The organism is Ralstonia sp. R-29 (assembly GCF_049913345.1).
Taxonomy (GTDB): domain Bacteria; phylum Pseudomonadota; class Gammaproteobacteria; order Burkholderiales; family Burkholderiaceae; genus Ralstonia.
Window position 1 is genome coordinate 245,012 of the sequence record NZ_CP184378.1, and the last position, 21,120, is coordinate 266,131.

The following is a 21,120-nucleotide window of genomic DNA, read 5'->3' on the forward strand; positions in this document are numbered from 1 at the left end:
CGGGGCATTTTGACACGCCTAAGGTGGCGTCGGATAAACACGGATTCGCGCCGCCTCGCCGGCGGCGTAGCCTGGGAGCGCCGGTGCCACTCACAGGCACGCGGCATGCTGATGTGCAGTTACCGTCCTGTCGATTCTCTGTAGCACAACGCGACCAACCAACATGCAAGGGCGCACGCTGATCTTCCGCACGTTTCTACGCGTCTGGCTGACCTGCCTGACAGCGCTGCTGCTGGGTGGCTGCGCCAGCCTGCCTGAGCACGTCGAGCGGCCGGTCACGACGGCGCTTTCGGGGGCGGAATCTACGACTGCACTGGGGCGTTTGGCGCAGGCGAAGGCCCCCTCCGGGGACGTGTCGGGTTTCCGGCTGATCCCCTCGGGCGAAGAGGCCTATGCCACCTTGCTCACGCTGGCCGACCGCGCTGAACGGACCCTGGATCTGCAGTACTTCATCATCGGCAGCGACAACGCCGTGCGGGAGTTGATGCGCCACGTGCTGGCCGCCGCCGAACGCGGTGTGCGCGTGCGCGTGCTCGTCGACGACCTGCACAGCGATGGGCGCGATCTGGCGTTCCTGAAGTTCTCGTTGCACAAGAACATCGACGTGCGGCTGTTCAACCCGTTTCCGGGTGGGCGCATGTCGAACCTCACGCGGTATTTGAGCGGCGCCGCCGAGTTCCGCCGCGTCAACCGGCGCATGCACAACAAGGCGTTCATCGCCGACAACGCATTGGCCGTGACAGGCGGGCGCAATCTGGGCGCTGAGTATTTCACCCAAGACAAGACCACCAATTTTGTCGACCTGGATGTGCTGGCGGCGGGGCCAGCGGTGCGGCAGCTGTCTTCTGCATTCGACGCGTACTGGAACAGCGAATTTGCCTACCCCGTGCAGGCATTGGCGCCCAAGCCCAGCGATGCCCATCCGCCCGAGCAGAAGGACGGTAACTACCCGCAGGCCGTATCCATGCCTGCCCGCCCGGAAGCGCCATTGCGTCGCATCGAGGTGCCGACTGCGCCAATCGCGGCGATGGACATGGCCTCCGCATCCGGCCCGCAGGCCTCCGCGCGGCAGATCACCGACCCTGAGCAGCAGCGACTGCGCAACCAGACCGACTTGGCCAGCACCACGCCCGTCGACCCCCTGCCGCTGCGGCCTGGGCCACGCGACTGGTTCCTCGCCGACCAGATCGCGCGCGGCCGGCTCAGCCTGGAATGGGCGCCCGCGAAGGTCATCGTCGACCGCCCCGCCAAGGTGTCCGGCGACGACATCGAGCCTGGCGGTGAGCGCCTCGCCCGCACATTGATGCGTGTCGTGGACGAGGCGCAGCGCGAGGTGATTTTGATTTCGCCATACTTCGTGCCTGGCAAGCGCGGCGTGGAAGTGGCCAAGGGCCTGCATGATCGGGGCGTGCGCCTGCGCGTGCTGACCAACTCGCTGGCAGCCACCGATGCACCCATCGTGCACGTGGGCTATGCGAAATACCGTGGAACGCTCATCGATAGCGGCGCGGAACTCTATGAGCTACGTCCCACGCTCGGCGAGCGTCCGAGAGTGGTCGGCACGTTTCGGTCATCGCAGGCGAGCCTGCACGTGAAGTCCGTCATCGTGGATCGGAGCACGCTCTTCATCGGCTCCATGAACATCGACCCGCGCTCGATTGCGCTGAATACGGAAACCGGGCTGGTGATCCGCAGCCCAGTGCTGGCGCAGGCCGTGGCCCGGCTGTTTGATGATTCGCTGAAGGAAAGCGCCTATCGCGTGACCAAGGCGGATGACGGCCAATTACGCTGGACCACGCACGAGAACGGCAAGGAGGTTGTCGTCAACCACGAGCCCGATGTCGGCTTCGGCCGCCGAACGTGGATTCAGATGCTGGCGCCGTTCACGCCAGAGGAGTTGTTGTAAGGCTTCCGCCCAAAGAAAAACGCCGCGAGTTGCGGCGTTCTTCCACTCCAGCCGGGAGGCCCGAGCAAGGGGCGCCCCGGCCTTCGTGTCATTACATCTTCTGCTTGGTGCTGTCGGCTGCGTTTTCCAGCTTCTGGCCACCGGTCTGGATGTCCTTGCCCATGCCCGCCATCGTGTTGCAACCCGCCAGAACGGCGCAGCCCAGGGCCAGCAGTGCAATCAGTTTCTTCATCTTGATCCCCTTGTGAGCAGTGCGGTAATCCGCACGATTTCGCATGATTGCCACCGGATGGGTGGCGCAATCCGCATTTTAGTGTCACCCCACTTGAGGGGGTGCGCCTGACGCATCTTTTTTACACTCTTGCATATCACTTGCGGCATATCCCGGACATTCAATGCCTGGGCCTCCATTTCTCTCCTGGTTTGCCGATAGGACTCTTCGGGAGTGAACCGGGTGCCAGACGAGCGGTGCATTGCAACCGAACCAGACAACGCCAGACGGCCCAACCAAGCGGGGGATAGACCTATGTGGAAGTGGATGGATACAAGCATTCGAACGCGACTGACGATTCTGGTGGCCGCGTTTGCCGTGATGATTGCGGCGGTGGGCGCCGCAGGCATCGCCACCGGTCGGGCAACCAACGCCGACCTGCGCGCCGTGTACCTGGAAGACGCCAAAGGGCTGGACTTGCTGGCCAAGGACACGATCAACCTGCTGTGGGCGCGCATTCACCTGACCAATTTCGATTCGGTCTCGTCGCCCGAAGAACTCAAGAAACTGCTGACGGACGCGCACACCATGGTCAAGACGGCCAACGATGCGTGGGCCGAGTTCATGAAGCTGCCGGTGCCCGAAGCCGACCGCGCCCAATTGCAGGCCGCTGACGCTGCGCGCACGAAGTTCGTCAAGACCGCGTTGGAGCCGGCCATCGCCGCGCTGGAACGCAGTGACCTCACCACGTACCGAGACTTGAACACCACCCAGGTGCCGCAGCTTTTTGTCGCCTATGACACGGCGCTCGGCCCGCTGGTCAAGGCGCGCTTCGCCTATGGCCAGGCGCGTTTTGACCACTCGCAATCGCGCTACGCCATGAGCATCTGGGTGTCGGGTGGTTTGCTGGCGGCTGCGCTGTTGTTGTCGGTGGTGGCGCGTGGGGTGCTGGGCCGCACGGTGGTGCGTCCGCTGGAACGTGCCATCCACGTATTCGAGCGCATGGCTTCAGGCGACCTCGCCACGCGCGTGGAAGGTCAGACCACCGCAGGCCGTCGTGATGAAACCGCCCGCCTGATGCACGCCGTGTCCTCCATGCAGACGAGCCTGCAGCGGATCATCGGCCAAGTGCGCACGGGCTCGGATTCGATCGCCAGCGCCACCAAGCAGATCGCTGCAGGCAATGCGGATCTGTCGCAGCGCACGGAGCAGCAGGCCAGCTCGCTGGAGGAAACCGCCTCCAGCATGGAAGAGCTGACCAGCATCGTGAAGCAGAACGCCGACAACGCGCGTCAGGCCAGCACGCTGGCTGTGAGCGCATCGGACATCGCGGTCAAGGGCGGAGAGGTCGTTGGCCGCGTGGTGGACACCATGGCTGGCATCAACGAGAGCAGCAAGAAGATTGCCGACATCATTGGCGTGATCGAGGGCATTGCGTTCCAGACCAACATCCTCGCGCTCAATGCGGCGGTGGAAGCGGCCCGTGCGGGCGAGCAAGGCCGGGGCTTTGCGGTGGTGGCAGGGGAAGTGCGCAGCCTGGCGCAGCGTAGTGCCACGGCAGCCAAGGAGATCAAGGAGCTGATTGGCGATTCGGTGGGCCGCGTGCAAAACGGTTCGACGCTGGTGGCCGAGGCTGGCACGGTGATTGAGGAGGTGGTGACCGCCGTCAAGCGCGTGACCGACATCATGGGCGAAATCAGCGCCGCATCGGAAGAGCAGAGTAGCGGCATCGAGCAGGTCAACCAGGCCGTCACGCAGATGGATCAGGTCACGCAGCAGAACGCCGCATTGGTGGAGCAGGCCGCGGCTGCGGCGGAATCGCTGGAGGAACAGGCGGAGGCGCTGCGCTGCGCGGTGGCGGTGTTCCGCGTCGAACACGCATAAGCCAAGCGCGACAAGACGCAACGCCCTTCCATGTTTGTGGAAGGGCGTTGTTTTTTACGGCAGTAGATCGCGTGCGCGTTCGGCAATCACGCCTTGCGTGTCGTCGATCCAGCGAGCGGGGAAGGGCTGCGACAGCAGATAACCCTGGATGACATCGCAGCGGCAAGCGCGCAGGGCTTGGAGCTGCGCGGCGGTTTCTACGCGCGTGGCTGTGACGGGCACGCCGGCCGCGTGGGCGGCGGCTACCAGGCGCTGCAGCGCGCCGTGGCTGTGTGCGTCTGCCACCGCGCCGACCACACCCTGGTCGAGCTTGACCTGGTCGGGGCGAAAGGTCTCCAGGCAATCGAGGCTGTGCTCGGTGGCGCCAAAGTCTTCGACCGCCACGCGCGCACCGCATGCGTGCAGTGCTTCAATGGCCTGGCGTGCGGCACCATTGGCGCGTTGCAGCGTATGTTCCGAGACCTCGAAGACGAGCCGCGCCGGCGGCACGGCGTGGCGCGCGGCAATGTCGCGCACCACCTCGCTCAACTGCGGGTCCAGCAATTGCGCCACCGACAGGTTGACCGCCGCATGCACGCTCGGCTGATGCCGTGTGCCGCTCCGCCCAGCGCGCTCGGCTTCTTCGCGCTGCAGGCCGGCCAGCATTTGTGCGGCGTTGTCGAGCACCCAGCGGCCCACCTCGCGGATGTCGCCCGTCTGTTCGAGGATCGGCAGAAAATCTGCCGGTGCCACGCCACCGAGTTCGGGTGAAATCCAGCGCAGCAGGAATTCATAGCCGACGATCCGGCCATCGGCCAGGCTCAACTGTGGCTGCAGGTTCAGGCTGAACTGGCGGCGCGCCAGCGCGTGGCGCAGTTGCGCAGCCAAGCGCGGCCGTTCTGCCACGGCGTCGTTTGCCTCGGCAGCCGACACCGGGGCGTCGGCATGCGGCATGGCGGGGGCGGGCGCATAGACGGCCGGGCTCTGCTCGCCGCCGTGCTGCACGTGATAGAGCGCGCGGTCGGCCTGATCAATCAGTCGGGCAGGGTCGGCCGGCGTGCTGTCAAACAGGGTCATGCCGATGCTGCACGAGCAGACCAGCTCATAGCCATGCGCGATGAACGGACGCGTCAACGCGGCGGAAATGCGCCGCGCGAGGTCATGCACGGCTTGTGCCGAGGTGAATTCGGTCGAGGCAATCGCAAAGGTTTCGTGGCCGACGCGGCCAACGAAGGGAGCCGTGGCATCGACGCCGGCGTCGCACAACGCTTTGAGCCGCGCCGCACACTCGACGAGGATCGCCCGCGCGGCCAGCGGGCCCAGCGTGGTGGTCGCCTCGGCAAAGTGGTCAAAGCCGATCAGCAGCAACGCGCCAGTGCCATCCGGCTGCGCGGGCTGCATGGGCTGAGGCAGCGCGGCCAGCCACCGGATGAATCGTTCGCGGTCCGGCAACCCGGAGATGGGGTCCAGACCCGATGGCGCGACGGACGTGGCGCGACTCATAAATGGAGATCGTCCTGCAAATACCTGTGAAACGGAAATGCGTCGGTTCGCGCGGGTCATTCAATTGTGTCGAGTTGTCACGACGAACCTGTGGGCATCATAAGCCGAAACTCCGCTTGCCGGGCCGTTGCCCGGCGCATTGTCGCGGGAATCGTACGGGCGTTTTTTATGTTTAGAGATAATTACATCTGATAAAAATATTGCGCATATCACTGATTTTACGCCATGCGCTGGCCACCCCAAAGCAATTGCTCGTAGATAAAGCACTGCAGCAGCATCCGTTGCGAGGCCCCTAATTCGATGAACTCCACGCCGTACTGATACGCATTGGGCAGGTCGGCGGGCTTTTCGCTGCGGATCAGCGCGGCGGCCACCAACTCGGAGTGGTAGTCGCGGGTTTTCACGCGGAATCGCAGGCGCGCAGGCGCACCGCTCAACTCCAGCCGATGGGCCGATCGGAACGATGCACCCGTGGTGCTGATGTCGGAGATATGGATCATGCGCGGCGGCTCGCCGCTCACCAGCATCTTGCCCACCACGTTGGCGCGTACGCGCAGCGACTTGCGCAGCGCACGGCTTTTGATGCGCCTTGGCGCCGACAAGACGACGTATTCGAACGGGATGCGGCACACGGCCATCACCGTGCATTCAAAGCTGGCAATGCCCTCGCCCGAGAAGGCGTGGATCTCCAGCAGCTCGTCTTTGACCGGCATGACGGCGCGGCCACCGTCGGCCGGCATGGTAATGAGCAGATGGCGCTGCGGGCTATAGCCCATCACACGCGCGGCCCCCTTGCTTTGCCCGGCGCCGGCGGTCAGACGCACGGTCAGCATGCCGCCCGGGCGCAGGCCAAGCTGTTCCATGGCGATGGAGCGCTCGTTCTCCGGGTCCTCCGCCATGTCGGGGAACAGCGTATTCGGAAACAGCGTGTTGGCGAATGGCGAAGCGCTGGCAGGCGTGCCGTCGGCCTGACGGTGTGGCCGGTGCAGGGTGAAGAGCAGGTCGATCTCTTCCGGGGAGTGGATGACGTCGCCTTTGGGGACGAGCAACTGCCCGTCGGCGTCGAGCATCGGCCACGGCAGGGGGATCGCTAGCGGAATGTCGAGAGGTTGGAGTTCGAGCATGTCAATGGAGCGTCCGCAGCGGCGCGGGTGCCCACGTGCTTATACGGCAAAATGTTGCCCAACTTTAAACGGGCACGGGAGTTGCGCACCTTGCGGCCATGACTCAGCGCAATTTTGATTCTCAGGCAGGTGGGCCGCACGCAGACCTCGGGCGCGCGCAGCGTTTCTGGGCTGTGGCGGCGCAGTTCTCCCGCTATGTCGTCATCGGCTTCGGTGCCACGCTGGCGCACTACGTGGTGCTGTTCGGGCTGGTGCAGGCCGGCGTGTCGCCCTGGCGGGCCTCGGTGGCCGGCAGCGTGATCGGCGCCACGCTCAACTACATCATCAGCCGGCAGGCGGTGTTCAACAGCACGCGCGGTCACATTGGCGCGATGGTGCGGTTTGGGCTGGTCGCGTTTCTGGCGCTGGGGTGCAATGCGACCATCATGGCGATTGGCCTGTCGCTTGGGCTGTATTACCTGCTCGCGCAGGTGTTTGCCTCGGCCATTACGGCGGTCTTCAATTTTCTGGTGCACCGGCATTGGACGTTCCGCGACGCCGCTGCTGTCGGGGCGCCCAGGGAGCCGCAGCCCGCCATTGTGCCGAAGCGGCCGGCGTGTAGCAGGCGCGGGCGCTAGCGATCAGTGTCGGCGGGCGGTGGCGTGCAGGCCTGAGGCGGCGTCGGTCGGGAAAGTCACCTCGGCCAGGCCATCCGCAGAGCGCGTCTGGCCATCGTCGCGCAGTCGTTCCACGATCAAGTGCACGTCGATGATGTCGGCCATGCCAGCGGCCTCTAGCGAGACGAGTGCGGCAAGCTGCGCAATCGCAAACGTATCCGCGAGCAGGGGCGTGTCGTCGTGCAGGTCCCCGCTGGGGAGCATGTGCGGCGCGGCCTCGCCGGCACGTGCGGGATGCTGCGCCGCGTCACGGGCGCGGTAGGCGAAATAGGCGTCGGCAAAGTGCACACGGTGTGCGTCAAAGACGCGAATGGCGGCGGTCAGTGCGTCGTCGATCCACGCGGGGTCGACCGGCTCGCTCCCCTCGGGCAGCCCCGCCAGCTTGAGCGCGTAGCGGTGTGTTTCGGTACCCGGGGCGACAAAACTTAATTCCATACAACCTCCCACAACCGCAGGCGTCGCGTGGCGCACGGCGGCTGGCTGTGTTGACTCGTCCCCCCGGAGCGATATCAGTCATAGTAGCGGAGCCCGTGCCGGTGTGATTGCCGTTTCGTTCTTCTGGATGAGTCCGGCAGCATTCACTGCCTATGCAGGCATCCGCAATGTGGAGGTACCGGCGTTTGCCTCAGGCAAACGTATGCATCAGGCCACGCACCATAAAACCTAGCCGAAAGGCTGACTGTCGCGGTGTAGACGTAGGTGTACAGTTGTCCGATGTCCGGCGTGGCCGGGCAGCTGCCGGCCACCGGCAGCGACAAACGCAGACGGGAATGACGCGGGGCGCGTTTCCCTCGCGTCGACTTCAAGCACGAGGGGCCAGAACGAGCGTCTGACCCGTGTCCCCTCGCGGGAAGGGATTGCCCCGTTAACTCACGGCTTCTATAGTCCGCCTCGAATTCGCGCACATGGATTGTGTGCGACAGGTCTGCCAGCCTCCGGCTGAACGCGCAGACCACGAGACCGGTTACGGGGATCCACGTCGAGCACCACCGCAGCTTGCCTAATGCGGCCCATTGCGATCACGCAGTGGCGGGCGAGCCGGTGCCGTCATATCCGTTGCTCCCCGGGACTGCCGCATTCGCGAAGTGCATCGCCATGCTTGAGGACCACCATTTGTATAAGGCTGCGATCGAACATTCGCCGATTGGGATCGGCCTGTGCGCGCCGGAGGGTCGCTTTCTCGACGTGAACCGGGCGCTGTGTGCGCTGACGGGGCACGAAGCACAGGCGCTGCGCTCGCGCGATCTCTTCGATCTCTGTCACCCCGATCACGCCCAGCGCACGCGCGACGGCATCGGTGCCTTACTTGCCGGCCACCGGGAGTCGCTCTCGCTGGAGACCCGCTTTGTGCGCCAGGATGGCAGCACCGTGTGGGTCCAAGCCGACGTGGCCCTGGCGCACCAGGATACTGGCGATGCCAAGCACCTTGTTGTGCAGGTTCAGGACGTGACTGCGCGGCGTCTGGCGCTCGAATCGCTGCGCGCGTCGGAGCAGCGGCTGGCCTATGTGCTGGACGGCGCAGGCCTGGGCACGTTCGACTGGTCCACGCGGGCGCGGCACGTGTCATTCAATCGCCGCACTGCCGATATGCTCGGCTACGATCCGGCCGATTTGCCGAACGATCCGGACGGCTGGTTTTCCATGGTGCACCCGCAAGACGCGACGACGAGTGCGCGACGCATCTATCGCCATCTGCGTGGCGATGCCGACAGTTTTGAAGTGGAACAGCGCATGCGCGCCGGCCATGGCCAGTGGATCTGGGTGGCGGCGCGTGGCCGTGTGACCGAGCGCGATGCCCTTGGCATGGCCACCCGCGTGAGCGGCACGCTGCTCGACGTCACCCAGCGCCGTGCCGCACTCGACAAGGCGCACCATCTGGCGCTGCATGACCCGCTGACCGACCTGCCCAATGCGCGCCTGCTGCGCGATCGGCTGTTCGTCGCCATCCAGGCGGCACGCCGTGCCCGTGCGCAGGTGGCGGTCGTCTTTGTCGACCTGGATCGCTTCAAGCCCGTGAACGATGAATATGGCCACGGCGTGGGCGACCTCGTTCTCAAGGCCACCGCCATGCGCCTGCGCAGCGGCCTGCGTGCGTCCGACACAGTGGCGCGCCTGGGCGGCGATGAGTTTGTCGCCGTCCTCACGCACTGCACCACGCGCGAAGACGTTTCGCAGACCGTCGAGCGCCTGATCGAGCAATTGCAGACCCCGTTCCGCGTGGAGGGCCATGTGCTGTCGCTGGGCGTGAGTGCCGGCGTGGCGCTGTATCCGACCGATGGCCGCGATGCCCAGACGCTGATCCGCAACGCCGACGCCGCCATGTACGAAGTCAAGCGTGCCGGCGGCAATGGCTTTGGCTTCCATGCCTCGCTCAACTACGAGCGCCTGATGGGCATGCGATCGCGCGATCGCGATTTCGACGGCGAGGCTGACGCGCACTGATCTGCTGCCACCTGCCAGCCTGATCAGTCGCCGAGGGGTTCGTTCTCGGGCGTGGCGTGCGCCCCAGCCCCGTGCAGGGCGAACTCCACGCGATCGCGGCCGTTTTTCTTGCTTCGGTACAAAGCCGCATCTGCGCGCGAGATCATGCCGTGGATGGTGTCCTCATCTTGCATGCAGGTCACGCCAAGGCTCGCCGTCATCCGGCCGATCAGGCGGAAATCGTGCTCCCCGATCGCCTTGCGCAAGCATTGCGCATAGCCCATGACATCTTCCGGCCCGGCATTGGGGCAGATCAGCAGAAACTCTTCACCGCCCCAACGGCCGACCGTATCGGTTGGCCGCTTGACGTGCACGATGCGGCTGGCAACCTCCACCAGCACTTGGTCGCCCACCTGATGCCCATGGGTGTCATTGATGGATTTGAAGCGATCCACATCCATCAGGATGATGGCCAGTGGACTGCCATCGCGCAGGCAGCGCTCCAGCTCGTGGGTGAGCACGGCATCCAGACATCGCCGGTTGAATACGCCGGTGAGCTGATCGGTCAGGGAGAGCGTTTCCAGCTGCCGGTTTTTTTCGACCAGCTCCGCTTGGGTAGCCTGAAGCTGCGCGAAGGCCTCGTTGGTGATGTGGATGGCCTCGCGCGCCGTCATTTCGGCTTCTGTGCGCTGCGCGATGATGCGCTTGAGCTTGCGCAGGACTTGGTTGAAGCCCTCGATGACACTGTCGAACTCCGTGCGGCCCAACTTGGGAAGCTCTTCCAGATGATCACCCTGGGACGAGGCGAGGTTGAACAGCGCGCGCTGTAGATGCGCCAGCGGCCGGAACACCATGCGCAGCCCGAAGGTCAGCAGCAGCACCAGGGCCACATCCATGGCGGCGACCTCCGTGATGCCCTGGATCATGGCGGCACGCAGGGCGTGGCGCATGGGGTCTCGGGTGAGGTAGAGGACCGCTTTGCCGATCGGCTGTTTTCTACGCTGCGGGTCGATGCCGGCGGGTGGGTAGATTTCTACCTCGCTGATCACTTCATGCGGGCTGGGAGCGGTGCATGTTGGGGCGCCCGACGCGAGCGTGCCGGCACCCGCTGCTTTCCGGTGGACGGCGGTATAGGTTTCCTGCCGATCCGCAGAGAGCGCGCACACCTGAACGACCTCCGGATGCACGAGCGCGGATTCCAGCTTGGTCCGCATGATGTCGACGTTCAGCGCCCAGACCGGTTCGGCCAGGCTCTGCCCGAGGCTGTCCAGGATGTCCGTGCGGAGTTGCTCGAAGCGCTGATCCAGATCGCGTTGTCGCTGCCATTGCCGATGGATGGCGAACGCCCCTAAAGTCGTTGTCGTGACAACGATGAAGAGCGCGATCATCCTGTTCCGGATCGATTGAACAGGAGACAGCGGGGGCATGAGTGGGCGGGGCGGCTGGCTGCGCGATTACTCGTCTGCCGCCCTGTCAAACAGCTGGCGGAATCGGGCGAGCTCGGGGTGCGACTCTTCGTATTTCTTGCTGAACCCGACGTGAACGGTCTCGCTTTTGACAGTCAGGATCCGCTTGGACTTGTAGCGCATCCGCTCGGGAATGCCCTGCGCCTCCAGCGTGACCAGCGCCTCGTTGATGACGATGCTCGGGTTGACCACGCAGTCAATCTCGCCCACCAGCATCTTCTTGACGAGATCCTGAAACTCCTGGCCTTCGACAATGCTGATCTTGCCGGCCTTTGCCATCTCGAAGAAGCGCGGGCCGGGTGCCAGGTAGCCGCGCTGGTTGCCGAACCGGAAGCCGGCAAAGTCGTCGGGGTAGGTGTTGAGCGCGCGCCCTCGCACCGAATCGCGGTTGCAGTGTACGGCAACGTCCTCGGTGTAGATCGACTTGGAATGATTCAGGAACGGGCGCTCCTGCGGGCGGTAGTACACGCCGAGCACGCCGGCGCTGTTGCCGTTCTTGGCTTCTTCCACGGCGCGCGCCCAGGGCACGAAGCGAATCTCCACCTTGTATCCCGGAATCCGCTTGAGCACGCGCATCAGGTTTTCGACATAGGCGCCCTTGGGCGTGCCATGGTCGTCGTAGGAGAGCGGGCGTTGCCCGGCCTCGGAGTAGATCAGGATGGATGTTTGCGCCAGAGCAAGCGCGGGCGCCCAGAAGGCGCACAGTGCGCAGAAGACCCAGGAAGGGCGCAAGAGATGCATGGCGTCAGGTGGCGCTGAAGAGAATGCAATGCCCGGTCTACGTGGCGGCGTGGTGCCCGCCGAACTGGCGCAGTGTGAGCTCCAGAACAGTTAATCGGCAATCTAGACGAGTGGTTTAGCCCCACTGAAGAGTGGATGGCTGGCACAGCGCTGTACAGCGTGTGCCGGTGCCGGTTCCGATGATGGGGCGATTGCTCATTAGGCCGGCTTTCTCCAAGCTTGCATGCTGGTCTAACAATGAAAAAGGGTTCGCAGGAACTGGCCTGCAAACCCTTTCATGTTGCGGTGCGGACGGATCAGCCTGGGTGGGCAGTGTGCTTGGCGTCAGCAGCGCATCCTCGCCCGTACTGCGGCCGAAGGGGTTTCGCCGAAGAGCTTCTTGTAGTCGCAGGAGAACTGGCTGAAGTTGACGAAGCCCCAGGCCGCCGCAATGTCGCCGATGGCACGGCTGCCGCTGCCTTCGCATAGCGCGCGCCGCACGCCGTTCAGGCGGAGCGCGCGCAGGTAGGCCATGGGGCTGATGCCGAGGACATCTTCGAAGCAGTATTGCAGCGTGCGCCGGCTGACATGGACCGCCTCGCACAGCATCGGTACGGTGACCGGGCATTTCTGCTGTGCCATCGCGTATTCGCACGCGTTGTTGACGATGCGCATCCGGCGCTGGAAGTTGGCGCTGGCCTCGGCTTCGATCTCGCCGCTGTCCAGCAGCGCCAGCAGCGACACCAGCACCGCTTCCTGGCGCAACTGCAGCGCCGCGTTGCCGGGGGTGTCTTGCATGCCGCCGGCCACCTGCAGCAGGTCGGCGATATGGCGGCGGCAGGTGTCCAGCGCATCGTGTTCGACATTCAGCAATTCGGCCTGGCCGAGTTTGCTCCAATCCACTTCGCAGCCCAGACGGGTGGCGGTGGCCAGCAGCGCGTTGCGCTGCACAACGATGCCGTAGATCTCATGCTGGTCGGGCGTGACCAGTTCGAACTCGCCGCCGCCCGGACGCGTCATCACCGCATCCGCGCCGACTTGGCGGCCGTTGATGCGCATGCCCGCCGCGTAGGCTTCGATGCCGAACCAGAGTGCATCCGACCATACCCGGCACGACTGGCGGATGGCGCGGCTGGTGCTTTCACGGAAGATCTGCACGCCCGCGCTTTGCCATTCGTCCAGCACGCCTTCAAACGCGCCGCAGGCAATCTGGTCGTAGCGCTGCTCCCAGTTGGTCAGGTTGTGGGCGTGTTCATCAACATCGTGCGCGATGACGGTGCGCAGCGCCCGCTTTGTGTGCGGCTGTGCCAAGTTTGCGCGCGCGGGGGAGCCGGCTGTTGCAGTTTGGAGCAGTTGGGCCTCGGACATGTGAGTGACTCCCGGTGTTGCGCGGCGGTTAGGCCCATGACAGGTTTGCCGAATTTCAATAACGCCGCCAAGACCACCGTGCTTATATTGGTGCCGATGGCGCAGCGCTTGTCCCTTCTCATGCAAGCGCTATGCCCGCAGGCTTTGACCCTGCGTGCAGGCCATCAGCGCCGCAGCGTGCGGCACATGCATATCGCGCCTATCGCGCCAATAGGAGAGCCCCATGGATGCCAGCTCATCCGGCCATGACCACGTCTTGAAGCCGGTTTTGAATACCCTGCAGCTTTGGGGAATTGCAGTCGGCCTGGTGATTTCGGGCGAATACTTCGGCTGGAGTTACGGCTGGGCCAGCGCCGGTACGCTCGGCTTTACGATCACCGCGTTGTTCATCGCGGCGATGTACACCACGTTCATCTTCAGCTTTACGGAACTGACGACCTCCATTCCGCATGCAGGCGGCCCGTTTGCCTACAGCAAGCGCGCGTTCGGCCCGGTGGGTGGCTATCTCGCCGGGGCGGCCACGCTGATCGAGTTCGTGTTCGCACCGCCGGCGATTGCGCTGGCGATCGGCGCCTACCTCAACGTGCAGTTTCCCTCCATCGATCTCAAGCTGGCCGCGCTGGGTGCTTACCTGGTATTCATGACGCTCAACATCGTGGGTGTGCAGATTGCCGCCACCTTCGAGCTGTGCGTGACGCTACTGGCCATCTTCGAGCTGCTGGTGTTCATGGGTGTGGTCTCGCCCGGATTCTCGATGGCGAATTTCATCAAGGGTGGCTGGTCGGGCAGCGACAGCTTCAGCCTGGCGGCGGTACCCGGCATGTTCGCCGCGATCCCGTTTGCGATCTGGTTCTTTCTCGCCATCGAAGGTGTGGCGATGGCGGCGGAGGAGGCAAAGGATCCGAAGCGGTCGATTCCTATCGCTTACATCACCGGCATCCTGACGTTGGTCGTGCTGGCCGTCGGCGTGATGCTGTTCGCCGGCGGCGCGGGTGATTGGACCAAGCTCGCCAACATCAACGACCCGCTGCCGCAGGCCATGAAGCTGATTGTCGGGGCCAATAGCAACTGGCTGCACATGCTGGTGTGGCTGGGTCTGTTCGGGCTGGTGGCGTCCTTTCACGGCATCATCCTCGGCTACTCGCGCCAGATCTTCGCCCTGGCCCGAGAGGGCTACCTGCCGACGTATTTTGCTCGGGTGCATCCGCGCTTCAAGACGCCGCATCGCGCCATCATTGCCGGCGGCATTGTCGGTATCGCCGCCATCTACAGCGATGAGCTGATCACCATCGGCGGCCAGACGCTGACGGCCAACATCGTCACCATGTCGGTGTTCGGCGCCATCCTGATGTACATCCTCTCGATGCTGAGCCTGTTCAAGCTGCGCCGTGCCGAGGCCGGCCTGGCGCGTCCGTTTCGTGCGCCGCTGTACCCGTACTTTCCTGCCTTCGCGCTGTTCGGTGCGTTGGTGTGCATGGCCACGATGATCTACTACAACCCGCTGATCTTCGGCATCTTCCTGGCCTTGCTGGCGCTGGGTTATGCCTGGTTCCTGGCGACCGCGCGTCGCCGCGCCGAGAGCGATGCGGCGGTAGGCGTGATCTCCGGCCGCTGAATGGTTTCTTCCCTGATTGACGCAACCAACTGACGCAATCCACCCACTCGACGAGAGCGACCATCATGAACAACAGCGACAAGACGCCTGCCTTGCAGGACCTTCACGACAGGCCGCGTGCTTGTGCCAATGCCGCTGCCAGTGGGCTGGCCCGGCGTGGCTTCCTGGGCGGGCTGCTGGCAGCCGCAGCCGGCGGCGCGCTGGCACCGGCGCTGGGCCATGCCGCAGCGAAGAAGACGGCCATCGGCCTGGACCGTGCCAAGTGGGCACCGCGCAACCACGAGATGGTGGCGCAGATGATCGCCGCGCATGGCAACACCGCGCCCGGCTACAAGGTGAGCAAGCGCCCCTACGCCGTTTTCGACTGGGACAACACCAGCATCATGAACGACTGCGAGGAAGCGCTGTTGATGTATCAGATCAACACGCTGGCCTTCAAGCTCACGCCGGCGGAGTTCGCCGCCATCATCCGCCAGAACGTGCCGCCGGGCCCGTTCAGCAAGGATTTCAAGAACGCCGCCGGCAACGTGGTCGACCTCGATTCGATCTGCGCCGACCTCGACGCCGACTACGCCTTCCTGCACGCCAACTACAAGGGCATGGCCGGCAGCAAGCCGCTGGCGGAGATCACCTCCACGGTCGAGTTTCAGGACTTCCGCGCCAAGCTCTACTACCTGTATGAGGCGGTCAACGACACCCACGGCGTGAGTGTCGGCTATCCCTGGGTGATCTACTTCTTCGCCAACATGAGCGAGGCGGAGGTCAGCGCGTTGGCCGAGGCCTCCAACGATGCCGCACTGGGCGCGGCGTTGAACAAGGTCAAGTACACCAGCCCGGCCGACCGTCCGGGCAAGGCCGGGGTGGTCAGCGTCACGCATTTCCATGGCATCCGGCTGTGCACGGAGATCGCCGGCATGATGGATACGCTGCGTAGCAACGGCATTGATGTCTATGTCTGCACCGCGTCGCTGGAAGATGTGGTGGCGGTGTTCGCCACCCACGCCAAGTATGGCTACAACGTGGCGCGCGAGAACATCGTCGGTCTGCGCCTGGAGCGCAACGGCGGGGTCTACCGCAACGCCTATCTCAAGGACTGGCCGCTGACCTGGGGCCCGGGCAAGTCGGTCGCCATCAAGCAGGAGATCGTGGCGAAGAAGGGCTATGGCCCGCTGTTCGTAGCCGGCGACAGCGATGGCGACTACGACATGTTGCGCGACTTCCCGGAGACGCAGTACGGTTTGATCGTCAATCGCATGAAAAGCGGCAAGATCGGCGAGCTGTCCAAACTGGCAGCTGAACAGATCCCTTCGTCCAAGCCGCGCTTTCTGTTGCAGGGGCGTCAGGAGTCGACCGGCAACTGGCTGCCGGTGGAAACCAGCATCAAGTACGGCAAGACGGCACCGCAATTGCTGACCACCTGAGGGTGCAGGGTCCGACGGTCTGTTGAGCAGCCGCCGGACCTTGCTGAAGACGGAGAATGAGCATGCCGGGACACAGGTTCAACCACCGCGTTGGCAGCGCCAGTTACGCTTTTCGCGACCTGAAGGAGCTGATGGCCAAGGCGTCGCCGGCGCGTTCGGGCGACATGCTGGCGGGTGTGGCTGCGGTCAACGCCGAAGAGCGTGCGGTGGCACAGATGGCGCTGGCCGAGTTGCCGCTGAAGATCTTCATCGAGGAGCCGCTGGTTCCCTATGAAGACGACGAGATCACGCGGCTCATCATCGACACGCATGACCGCGCCGCCTTCGCGGCCATCTCGCACCTGACGGTCGGCGACTTTCGCAACTGGCTGCTGGCCGACGATACGGATAGCGCTGTGCTGGCTGCCGTTGCGCCCGGCGTCACGCCGGAGATGGCGGCGGCCGTCTCCAAGATCATGCGCAACCAGGACCTGATCCTGGTGGGCAAGAAATGCCGCGTGGTCAGCGCCTTCCGGAACACCATCGGCCTGCCGGGGCGGCTGTCCACGCGATTGCAGCCCAACCACCCGACCGACGACGCCAGCGGCATCGCCGCCAGCATGCTCGATGGCCTGCTGTACGGCAACGGCGATGCGGTCATCGGCATCAATCCGGCCACCGACAACGTGCCGCAAGTGGTGAAGCTGGTGAGCATGATGGCCGACGTCATCTCCCGCTACGAGATTCCCACGCAGTCGTGCGTGCTGACCCACGTCACCAATACCATCGCCGCCATCGAGCGCGGCGCGCCGGTGGATCTGGTCTTCCAGTCCATCGCCGGCACCGAGGCCGCCAACCGCGGCTTCGGTATCGACCTCGCCATTCTGGGTGAGGCGCGCGAGGCGGCGCTGTCGCTCAAGCGCGGCACGGTCGGCGATAACGTCATGTACTTCGAAACCGGCCAGGGCAGCGCACTCTCGGCCAATGCCCACCACGGCATGGACCAGCAGACCTGCGAGGCACGCGCCTACGCGGTGGCGCGGGAGTTCAAGCCCTTGCTGGTGAACACCGTGGTCGGTTTCATCGGCCCCGAATACCTCTATGACGGCAAGCAGATCATCCGCGCGGGGCTGGAAGACCATTTCTGCGCCAAGCTGCTGGGCCTGCCCATGGGCTGCGATGTCTGCTACACCAACCACGCCGAGGCCGACCAGAACGACATGGACGTGTTGCTGACTTTGCTGGGCGTGGCCGGCTGTACCTTCGTCATGGGCATCCCCGGCTCAGACGACATCATGCTCAACTACCAGACCACGTCCTTTCACGATGCGCTGTACGCACGCCGTGTGCTGGGCTCGCGCCCGGCGCCGGAGTTCGAGACGTGGTTGCGGCGGATGCAGATCTTCAACACCGTCGGCGGTGAAGGGCAGTTCCGCCTGCATGCCGACACACCGCCCGGTTTTCGCGACGCGTTGCTGCGGTTGCACTGAGTCATGGACAGGATAAAAAAGCGCGAAAAGCGCGACAAGTCTGGCCAGCCCGACCAGCCCGCCAAACCGGTGACCGACAATCCGTGGGAAGCGCTGCGCCGCTTTACCGCCGCGCGCATCGCCTTGGGGCGTGCTGGCGTGAGCTTGCCCACGGGGCCGCAACTGGCCTTCCAGCTCGCGCACGCGCAGGCGCGCGACGCGGTGCATCTTGCGCTGGACGTTGACGCTCTGAAGCTGCAGTTGCAGGCGCATGGCATCTGCGCGGCGGATGCCGTGATGCAGGTGCACAGCGCCGCGCCCGACCGGCTCACCTATCTGCAGCGGCCCGATCTTGGGCGGCGCCTGTCCGACGAATCGCGCGCACAGATGCTCGCTGCACCATTCGCGGCCGCGGCGCAGGCACGTCCCTATGACGTCGCCTTCGTCATCGCAGACGGCCTGTCGTCATTGGCTGTGGGTCAAAACGCGGCGCCTTTTCTCGCCGAACTCCAGCGGCGCATCGTCCCGGAAGGGTGGAAGATCGCGCCGCCGGTCATCGTGCGCCAGGGGCGCGTGGCGGTGGCCGACGAAGTGGGTGAACTGTTGGGCGCGAAGCTGGTGGTGATCCTGATCGGCGAGCGCCCGGGCCTGAGCTCGCCTGACAGCATGGGGCTGTATCTGACGTGGATGCCTGCGCGGGGCCTGACCGATGCCAGCCGCAACTGCATCTCGAATGTCCGTCCGCAAGGCTTGCGTTACGAGGAGGCCGCTTACAAGCTGCACTACCTGATGTCCGAAGCGCATCGCCGCGGTTTGTCGGGCGTGGCGCTGAAGGATGAGACACAGAGCGAGAGCGGGGAGCAGCTCGATTTGCGCGGGAATTTTCTCCTCGGCAACGACTGAGTACGGCAGCTCCCGCCGTGGTTCAAGCCAGTCGTATCGGAGATGGCTGCCGGCGTCAGGGGTGGCTTTGGCTCACTGTCCTGAACAATCCGGCAATGCCTGGTTGGCTTAGAACGTGTACCGGAGGTACAGCTCGTTCAGATCCGTCCCCGGGTTCGGGCGCTTGATCGATGCATTCGAGAGGTGCTCGAAGCGGTAGCCCATCTGGAACTGCTGCTTGCTGCCAAAGGCCACGCCCACGCCGATCATGTCGGAGAACTGGAAGGCCGTGCTGAAGTTGTGTTCATCCGACGTGCGGGTGTGCGACAGCAGGCGCGGGCCGATGCCGACTTCCACGAACGGCACCCACGAGCTGCCACGCTTTTCAATGCGGAACAGCGGCGTCACGCCGAATTCGGTGAGGTTCTGGCGGTTGGTGCCTTTGGTCGAGCGCCATTGGCCGAGGGCGACTTCCCAGTCCAGATTGACAAACCAGCCTTCCGGATTGCCCCAGTGGTAGCCCGAGTCGAAGTCCAGATCGACACCATATTTTTCAATGCCATGCTTGTTGTCCTTGCCGTAAATGGCGCGCACAGACGGATCGGCTTGGGCCGGCAGGGCGGCGAACAGCGAGGCAGCGCCCAGGGCGGCAGCCAGCAACTTGGTGGAGCGGGAAAGCGCGGATCGGATCATCAGAGAGAGGCAGAGTCGTTTGAGCAGCGCGCGTGATTCACGGCAACAGCATCGGCCAGCCACGCGCGCGACGGACATGGCGGCAGGCAAACAGACGGTCGGGATGGCGCCGGGCGACTGGCTTGCAAGGCACGGGGCCACGCAAATTACGCGCCTGCGCTCTCGCAGCCGGCCCGAACGATCGGGGCAGCCTGAAACAAATTCTGACGATTATAGGAGGAACTCTCTAACGATGTGCGCCACCACCGCGCAAGGTGGTATTGCCGGCAGCGGAACGTCAGCTGCCGGCAAGGTCGGATGGTTTTGTTATTGCGCGGAGGGCGCCGCCGCGGGGGATGCGGGTTGCAGCGCGGCTTGGCCGACGACCGGCACCTTGCCGTGCCAGCCGCCGCCCAGTGCCTTGACGAGCAGCACGGCCGCCGAGTACCGCTTGCCCTGCAGCGTGAGCAGCGTGCGTTCTGCGTTGTAGGCGGTGGCTTGGGCGGTGATGACTTCCAGGAAGCTGATCGTGCCCGCGCGGTAGCGGTTCAGATCTAGCTGCGCGGCTTCCTGGGCGGCCTTGACGGCGTCGGCTTGCGCGTCGAATTCCTGCGCCTGCCAGCGCAGGGCGGCCAGGTTGTCTTCCACGTCCTGGAAGGCGCCGAGCACCGTCTGGCGATAGGTGGCGACGGTGCCGTCGTATGCCGCGCCGGCCTTGTCGACCGCCGCAGAGCGCGCGCCGGCATCAAACAGCGTGGCCGCCAGCGACGGGCCGATCGACCACACGCGGCTTGGCAGCGTTGCCAGGCGCGACAGCGTATTGGCCGACAGCCCGGCCGATGCGCCCAAGGTGAGCGTCGGGAAGTACGCGGCCTTGGCCACGCCGATCTGCGCGTTGGCCGCCGCCATGCGGCGCTCGGCGGCGGCAACGTCGGGCCGGCGCTCCAGCACTGAGGAAGGCACCTCCAGCGGAATGTCCGGCAACGCAGGCAGTTCGTACACGTTGGAAGCAGCGATCGGCGCCAGCGAAAACTCCGCCGGCGGCTTGCCGATCAGCACGGCAATCGCGTGTTCCAGCTGTGCCCGCGTGACTTCCGTGTCCAGCAATTGCGCTTGCGCCTGCTTTAGCTGCGTCTGCGCGGTGAGCACGTCGGAGCGCTGCGCCACACCCACTGCGTACTGGTTTTGCGTGAGCGTGAGGAAGCGCTCGTAATCGGCCACGGTGCGCTGCAGGACGGCCTTCTGTGTATCCGTGACACGCAATTGAAAATAATCCTGCGCCAGCGTGGCCTGCGCCGACAGCAATGCCGAGGACAGATCGCCCGCGCTGGCTTGCGCGCTGGCCTGGTTGGACTCCACCGATCGGCGGATGCGGCCCCACAGGTCCAACTCCCAACTGGCATCGAGCGATAGGCTTTGCGCGTTGGTGATCGACGGGTTGCCGGTCCCCAGGCTGCCATCCGGGTTGACCGTGGTGCGCACCGAACGGCTGCGCGTGGCCGACGCATTGGCGCCCAGCGTGGGGAAGAACGACGCGCGCGCCTGTTGCACCAGCGCCTGCGCCTGACGGTATTGCGATTCCGCGACCAGGATGTTCTGGTTGGCCGCCGCCACCTGTTCTTCCAGCGCGTTCAGTTGCGGATCATTGAAAATTTCCCACCACTTGCCGCGGGCGAGGGCGTCGTTGGGCGTGCCAACTTTCCAGTCGCCGGCTTCCTTGTACTGCTGCGGCACCTCGGCATCGGGGCGCTTGTAGTCGGGGCCGACCGCGCAGGCGGACATCAGCGCGCATGCCGCGAGCGCGAGCAGGAGGGGGCGGAGGGCTTGGGGGCCTCTTGTCATGT

The 21,120-nt window shown here is 64.7% G+C and carries 17 protein-coding genes; 8 read left to right on the forward strand and 9 right to left on the reverse strand.

Annotated elements, in window-relative coordinates; translation table 11 throughout:
- Positions 1–163: 163 nt before the first annotated feature.
- A complete protein-coding gene (locus ACN9M1_RS18420) occupies positions 164–1,906 on the forward strand; it encodes a phospholipase D family protein (protein WP_426400002.1) in 1,743 nt (580 codons plus the stop codon).
- Between the two features lie 91 nt (positions 1,907–1,997).
- Here ACN9M1_RS18420 and ACN9M1_RS18425 read toward each other — a convergent pair whose 3' ends face one another.
- Entirely contained in the window at positions 1,998–2,138 is a 141-nt protein-coding gene (locus tag ACN9M1_RS18425; RefSeq protein ID WP_426400003.1) for an entericidin A/B family lipoprotein, read from the reverse strand.
- Positions 2,139–2,432: 294 nt separating this feature from the next.
- Here ACN9M1_RS18425 and ACN9M1_RS18430 point away from each other — a divergent pair, with 294 nt between their 5' ends.
- A complete protein-coding gene (locus ACN9M1_RS18430; RefSeq protein WP_426400004.1) occupies positions 2,433–4,001 on the forward strand; it encodes a methyl-accepting chemotaxis protein in 1,569 nt (522 codons plus the stop codon).
- A gap of 54 nt (positions 4,002–4,055) precedes the next feature.
- Here ACN9M1_RS18430 and ACN9M1_RS18435 read toward each other — a convergent pair whose 3' ends face one another.
- Together ACN9M1_RS18435 and ACN9M1_RS18440 are read right to left on the reverse strand one after the other, a co-directional pair.
- Positions 4,056–5,483 carry an EAL domain-containing protein gene (locus ACN9M1_RS18435; RefSeq protein WP_426400005.1) on the reverse strand — a complete coding sequence of 476 codons (1,428 nt, stop codon included), beginning with the start codon at positions 5,481–5,483 and terminating at the stop codon, positions 4,056–4,058.
- Positions 5,484–5,701: 218 nt separating this feature from the next.
- Entirely contained in the window at positions 5,702–6,607 is a 906-nt protein-coding gene (locus ACN9M1_RS18440; RefSeq protein WP_426400006.1) for a flagellar brake protein, read from the reverse strand.
- 98 nt (positions 6,608–6,705) lie between these two features.
- On the opposite strand from ACN9M1_RS18440, the gene ACN9M1_RS18445 reads away from it, so the two are divergent.
- Positions 6,706–7,224 carry a GtrA family protein gene (locus ACN9M1_RS18445; RefSeq protein WP_426400007.1) on the forward strand — a complete coding sequence of 173 codons (519 nt, stop codon included), beginning with the start codon at positions 6,706–6,708 and terminating at the stop codon, positions 7,222–7,224.
- A 3-nt stretch (positions 7,225–7,227) separates the two neighbouring features.
- Here ACN9M1_RS18445 and ACN9M1_RS18450 read toward each other — a convergent pair whose 3' ends face one another.
- Positions 7,228–7,698, reverse strand: a complete 471-nt coding sequence (locus tag ACN9M1_RS18450; protein WP_426400008.1) for a hypothetical protein — start codon at positions 7,696–7,698, stop codon at positions 7,228–7,230.
- Positions 7,699–8,358: 660 nt separating this feature from the next.
- Here ACN9M1_RS18450 and ACN9M1_RS18455 point away from each other — a divergent pair.
- Positions 8,359–9,705, forward strand: coding sequence for a diguanylate cyclase domain-containing protein (locus ACN9M1_RS18455; RefSeq protein WP_426400009.1), 1,347 nt, complete (start codon positions 8,359–8,361; stop codon positions 9,703–9,705).
- Positions 9,706–9,728: 23 nt separating this feature from the next.
- Here the strand turns inward: ACN9M1_RS18455 and ACN9M1_RS18460 are convergent, their stop codons facing one another.
- From ACN9M1_RS18460 to ACN9M1_RS18470, 3 genes are all read right to left on the reverse strand, one after another.
- Positions 9,729–11,072 carry a GGDEF domain-containing protein gene (locus ACN9M1_RS18460; RefSeq protein WP_426400010.1) on the reverse strand — a complete coding sequence of 448 codons (1,344 nt, stop codon included), beginning with the start codon at positions 11,070–11,072 and terminating at the stop codon, positions 9,729–9,731.
- A gap of 66 nt (positions 11,073–11,138) precedes the next feature.
- Positions 11,139–11,891, reverse strand: coding sequence for a substrate-binding periplasmic protein (locus ACN9M1_RS18465; RefSeq protein WP_426400011.1), 753 nt, complete (start codon positions 11,889–11,891; stop codon positions 11,139–11,141).
- 324 nt (positions 11,892–12,215) lie between these two features.
- Entirely contained in the window at positions 12,216–13,238 is a 1,023-nt protein-coding gene (locus ACN9M1_RS18470) for a helix-turn-helix domain-containing protein (RefSeq protein WP_426400012.1), read from the reverse strand.
- 223 nt (positions 13,239–13,461) lie between these two features.
- On the opposite strand from ACN9M1_RS18470, the gene eat reads away from it, so the two are divergent.
- The 4 genes from eat (at position 13,462) to eutC (ending at position 18,625) form a co-directional block, all read left to right on the forward strand.
- Entirely contained in the window at positions 13,462–14,853 is a 1,392-nt protein-coding gene (gene eat / locus ACN9M1_RS18475; protein ID WP_426400013.1) for an ethanolamine permease, read from the forward strand.
- Positions 14,854–14,999: 146 nt separating this feature from the next.
- Positions 15,000–16,274 carry an HAD family hydrolase gene (locus tag ACN9M1_RS18480; RefSeq protein WP_426400763.1) on the forward strand — a complete coding sequence of 425 codons (1,275 nt, stop codon included), beginning with the start codon at positions 15,000–15,002 and terminating at the stop codon, positions 16,272–16,274.
- 62 nt (positions 16,275–16,336) lie between these two features.
- On the forward strand, positions 16,337–17,743 hold the full coding sequence (locus ACN9M1_RS18485; RefSeq protein WP_426400014.1) for an ethanolamine ammonia-lyase subunit EutB: 1,407 nt from the start codon (positions 16,337–16,339) through the stop codon (positions 17,741–17,743).
- Positions 17,744–17,746: 3 nt separating this feature from the next.
- Positions 17,747–18,625, forward strand: coding sequence for an ethanolamine ammonia-lyase subunit EutC (gene eutC / locus ACN9M1_RS18490; protein ID WP_426400015.1), 879 nt, complete (start codon positions 17,747–17,749; stop codon positions 18,623–18,625).
- A 108-nt stretch (positions 18,626–18,733) separates the two neighbouring features.
- Here eutC and ACN9M1_RS18495 read toward each other — a convergent pair whose 3' ends face one another.
- Together ACN9M1_RS18495 and ACN9M1_RS18500 are read right to left on the reverse strand one after the other, a co-directional pair.
- Positions 18,734–19,297, reverse strand: a complete 564-nt coding sequence (locus tag ACN9M1_RS18495; protein WP_426400016.1) for an acyloxyacyl hydrolase — start codon at positions 19,295–19,297, stop codon at positions 18,734–18,736.
- Between the two features lie 306 nt (positions 19,298–19,603).
- Positions 19,604–21,118: an AdeC/AdeK/OprM family multidrug efflux complex outer membrane factor gene (locus ACN9M1_RS18500; protein ID WP_426400017.1), complete on the reverse strand. Its 1,515-nt coding sequence runs from the start codon at positions 21,116–21,118 to the stop codon at positions 19,604–19,606.
- Positions 21,119–21,120 lie beyond the last annotated feature (2 nt).

What these genes read in the sequence shown, in the direction of transcription:
- eat (WP_426400013.1), top strand. Translation starts at nt 13,462, where the DNA reads ATGGATGCCAGCTCATCCGGCCATGACCACGTCTTGAAGCCGGTTTTG.
- eutC (WP_426400015.1), top strand. Translation starts at nt 17,747, where the DNA reads ATGGACAGGATAAAAAAGCGCGAAAAGCGCGACAAGTCTGGCCAGCCC.
- ACN9M1_RS18500 (WP_426400017.1), bottom strand. Translation starts at nt 21,118, where the DNA reads ATGACAAGAGGCCCCCAAGCCCTCCGCCCCCTCCTGCTCGCGCTCGCG.
- ACN9M1_RS18430 (WP_426400004.1), top strand. Translation starts at nt 2,433, where the DNA reads ATGTGGAAGTGGATGGATACAAGCATTCGAACGCGACTGACGATTCTG.
- ACN9M1_RS18495 (WP_426400016.1), bottom strand. Translation starts at nt 19,297, where the DNA reads ATGATCCGATCCGCGCTTTCCCGCTCCACCAAGTTGCTGGCTGCCGCC.
- ACN9M1_RS18470 (WP_426400012.1), bottom strand. Translation starts at nt 13,238, where the DNA reads ATGTCCGAGGCCCAACTGCTCCAAACTGCAACAGCCGGCTCCCCCGCG.
- ACN9M1_RS18425 (WP_426400003.1), bottom strand. Translation starts at nt 2,138, where the DNA reads ATGAAGAAACTGATTGCACTGCTGGCCCTGGGCTGCGCCGTTCTGGCG.
- ACN9M1_RS18420 (WP_426400002.1), top strand. Translation starts at nt 164, where the DNA reads ATGCAAGGGCGCACGCTGATCTTCCGCACGTTTCTACGCGTCTGGCTG.
- ACN9M1_RS18455 (WP_426400009.1), top strand. Translation starts at nt 8,359, where the DNA reads ATGCTTGAGGACCACCATTTGTATAAGGCTGCGATCGAACATTCGCCG.
- ACN9M1_RS18460 (WP_426400010.1), bottom strand. Translation starts at nt 11,072, where the DNA reads ATGATCGCGCTCTTCATCGTTGTCACGACAACGACTTTAGGGGCGTTC.
- ACN9M1_RS18435 (WP_426400005.1), bottom strand. Translation starts at nt 5,483, where the DNA reads ATGAGTCGCGCCACGTCCGTCGCGCCATCGGGTCTGGACCCCATCTCC.
- ACN9M1_RS18485 (WP_426400014.1), top strand. Translation starts at nt 16,337, where the DNA reads ATGCCGGGACACAGGTTCAACCACCGCGTTGGCAGCGCCAGTTACGCT.
- ACN9M1_RS18465 (WP_426400011.1), bottom strand. Translation starts at nt 11,891, where the DNA reads ATGCATCTCTTGCGCCCTTCCTGGGTCTTCTGCGCACTGTGCGCCTTC.
- ACN9M1_RS18450 (WP_426400008.1), bottom strand. Translation starts at nt 7,698, where the DNA reads ATGGAATTAAGTTTTGTCGCCCCGGGTACCGAAACACACCGCTACGCG.
- ACN9M1_RS18440 (WP_426400006.1), bottom strand. Translation starts at nt 6,607, where the DNA reads ATGCTCGAACTCCAACCTCTCGACATTCCGCTAGCGATCCCCCTGCCG.
- ACN9M1_RS18445 (WP_426400007.1), top strand. Translation starts at nt 6,706, where the DNA reads ATGACTCAGCGCAATTTTGATTCTCAGGCAGGTGGGCCGCACGCAGAC.